Genomic DNA, 2258 nt, shown 5'->3' on the forward strand with positions numbered 1-2258 from the left:
CGATCTTATTTTCTTCATCAAAATCAACTAACAATCCTAATTCAGCAGCACTTAAAGCAATTCCACTTTCTTTCAATACTTCGTCAGCTTGACTGGTAATGATTGAAATTTTGATTTGTGCTTTAAGGCTTGCGATTTCATCGTCTTTAGCTTTTTGAAGTTCGGCAGCTTTTTCTTCGTCAGATTTTTCTTTAACTGACTTTTTGCCACCTTTTTCAAGTTCTTCAATACGAGCCAGCGCTTGGTCAAGCTGTGTTTTTGTTTCATTTTTTTCAGCCTGCTCTTTTCCGATTCGTTTTTGAAGCTTTTCGACGATTTTGTCGCTGTCAGTTAACTCATCTTTATCGTCCCTTCCTGGCTCTCCGTTACCTGGAGGATTTTCTCCTGGATTAGGTTCTCCTTGTGGATTTGGATCAGGCGTCCCTAATCCTCCGTTTGGATCATCAGCAAAAAGTTGCAAATTAAGGGGTAAAAGTTCTGTTTGTTCCATTTCTGGTTCCTCCTACTCGCATTTAAAGACTTGGGAGTCTGATTTTCTCGTGTTTTATTTAGTGTCCACAACGTTCGGAAACGGACATAAGAAAAACCCATGGAATTCGACGGGTTTAAAAGTTTATTTGCTATAATTGAATTACTGGCTCATTTGCCTAGTATCTAGTAGAAAGGAAAAATAATTTGAGTTCTATAAAAAATGCTTACATCAAGTTCTGGTACACATTGATTTTGGTAGCTAATCAGAAAAACGATTCAGATGCTGAATTAGTGGTTTTGACTTCCAATGGTACGTATATTGGCAAACCTGTATCTTCAAGCGAACTTGAAACAGACTTTGTAAACCAAGCTTGGGAAATGACTTTTTCAGAGAGTAAAACAGATAAAGTTTCTGAAGAAATAAGCTTAATACATTTGAAAAATGTTAGGACACTTGATAACTCTGAGTCCTATGGTACCTTGACAATTTTTGCGGAAGATGTTTTAGGTGTCAGCGGAAATGGCGATTTAACTGCTCCATCTGACGACTGATTATCCCCGACAATGTCTCTGGGGAATCAATCCCTTTGACTTTATAACTAAAAGGCTGTCCAGTTACAGCCTTTTTTGGTTCATTATTCATTGAAATCTATCCTTTTCTTTTATTGCGCAATTCTTCAATCGCTTTGTCAGCTTCTACCCTGTCGTCAAAAGCTTGCTTGTACTCATCTTGACTGATTACTTTCCTATCAAGTAAATCATCCCAGAAACCTTTATCATCAACATGCGGTGCTGTGCTACATCTACAAAACGGATGCATGTTTGGTGCATTAATACCAGGCGACATATCTTTTAATTTGAATATTTTACCATTCAATGCCCCACAGATAGGACAAGCTGACGGTTCAGCAATATATTCATAACTTTCAATATCCGCTTTTTTATAGCTTTCTTCTTGAATAGCCGTTTGAATTCTCGTTGTTTCTGACACAAGCAATCGTTGTGCGTTGTAAGTCGCATTAAGCTTTCCTTGTTCAGTCATCAGCCTTTTAAGTTGTGGGGCCAATGCTTTTGGATTGATTCCGCCAGTCACTGACCGGATGAGAAGTTTTTCAATATCAGCTTTCAATTCAAATTGGTACTGCCAAAGCTTGTCAGAAAAACTGGCAAATCCTTCGACCTTATAACTTCCGTTAAGAACTGATTCAACTAGACTGTTATAGCCTTTCTTTGGAACGCTTAAACCAAGAATTCCCGCTTGTCTTTCAAATTCTGTAAGAGCTGCACCAGTCAAATTATTTGAGAAATACTTGTCCAAGTCATCAAATACTGAAATAAGCTCCAGACCAATATTTGCTTTCAGAAGTTCTAAACGATTCACTCTCATAGTCAAGTTATAAAGTTTCAACACTTGATTTGCTTGGTGCGAAAAGTCTTTTTCTTTAACATACTTTTTGGCTTTATTTTCAAATCCTTTGACGTCCATCTTATCCGCACGTTTCATGGCTTCACTAATAGAAATTCCTTGACCATTCGCAAAGTTCTGCCAGTTGGCATCGATTTCTTTTTGAATAGCCTCTTGAGCTTCAAATAGCTTATCCATGATTTGTTTCATGCGTTTGGTATCATCTTTGATTTGTTGCGCCTGCCACGCTTGCTCACGTTTTATCCAATAGTCGGGAGTTCTCATAGGTTACTCCTTTGGTGATTTGACCTTACACAGAAAGTATTTTTTGAAATTAGATTCAATATCTTTAATCAATTCCTCTGCCATCTTAGATGCAAGT

Annotated in this window: 3 protein-coding genes; 1 reads left to right on the top strand and 2 read right to left on the bottom strand. The window is 37.6% G+C overall.

What is annotated here, in order from left to right; genetic code table 11:
• A partial coding sequence (locus tag ABWI07_RS43885) for a hypothetical protein (RefSeq protein ID WP_353822182.1) occupies positions 1-490 on the bottom strand: 490 nt, incomplete at its 3' end.
• A 185-nt stretch (positions 491-675) separates the two neighbouring features.
• Here ABWI07_RS43885 and ABWI07_RS43890 point away from each other — a divergent pair.
• Positions 676-1023: a hypothetical protein gene (locus tag ABWI07_RS43890; RefSeq protein WP_023164006.1), complete on the top strand. Its 348-nt coding sequence runs from the start codon at positions 676-678 to the stop codon at positions 1021-1023.
• 97 nt (positions 1024-1120) lie between these two features.
• Here the strand turns inward: ABWI07_RS43890 and ABWI07_RS43895 are convergent, their stop codons facing one another.
• Entirely contained in the window at positions 1121-2161 is a 1041-nt protein-coding gene (locus ABWI07_RS43895) for a minor capsid protein (protein WP_312258009.1), read from the bottom strand.
• Between the last annotated feature and the right edge of the window lie 97 nt (positions 2162-2258).

It is taken from the genome of Actinomadura sp. NPDC000600, from assembly GCF_040492135.1.
GTDB lineage: Bacteria > Actinomycetota > Actinomycetes > Streptosporangiales > Streptosporangiaceae > Spirillospora.

Excerpts from the sequence above, each read along its gene's own strand:
- ABWI07_RS43895 (WP_312258009.1), bottom strand. The coding sequence starts at position 2,161 with ATGAGAACTCCCGACTATTGGATAAAACGTGAGCAAGCGTGGCAGGCG.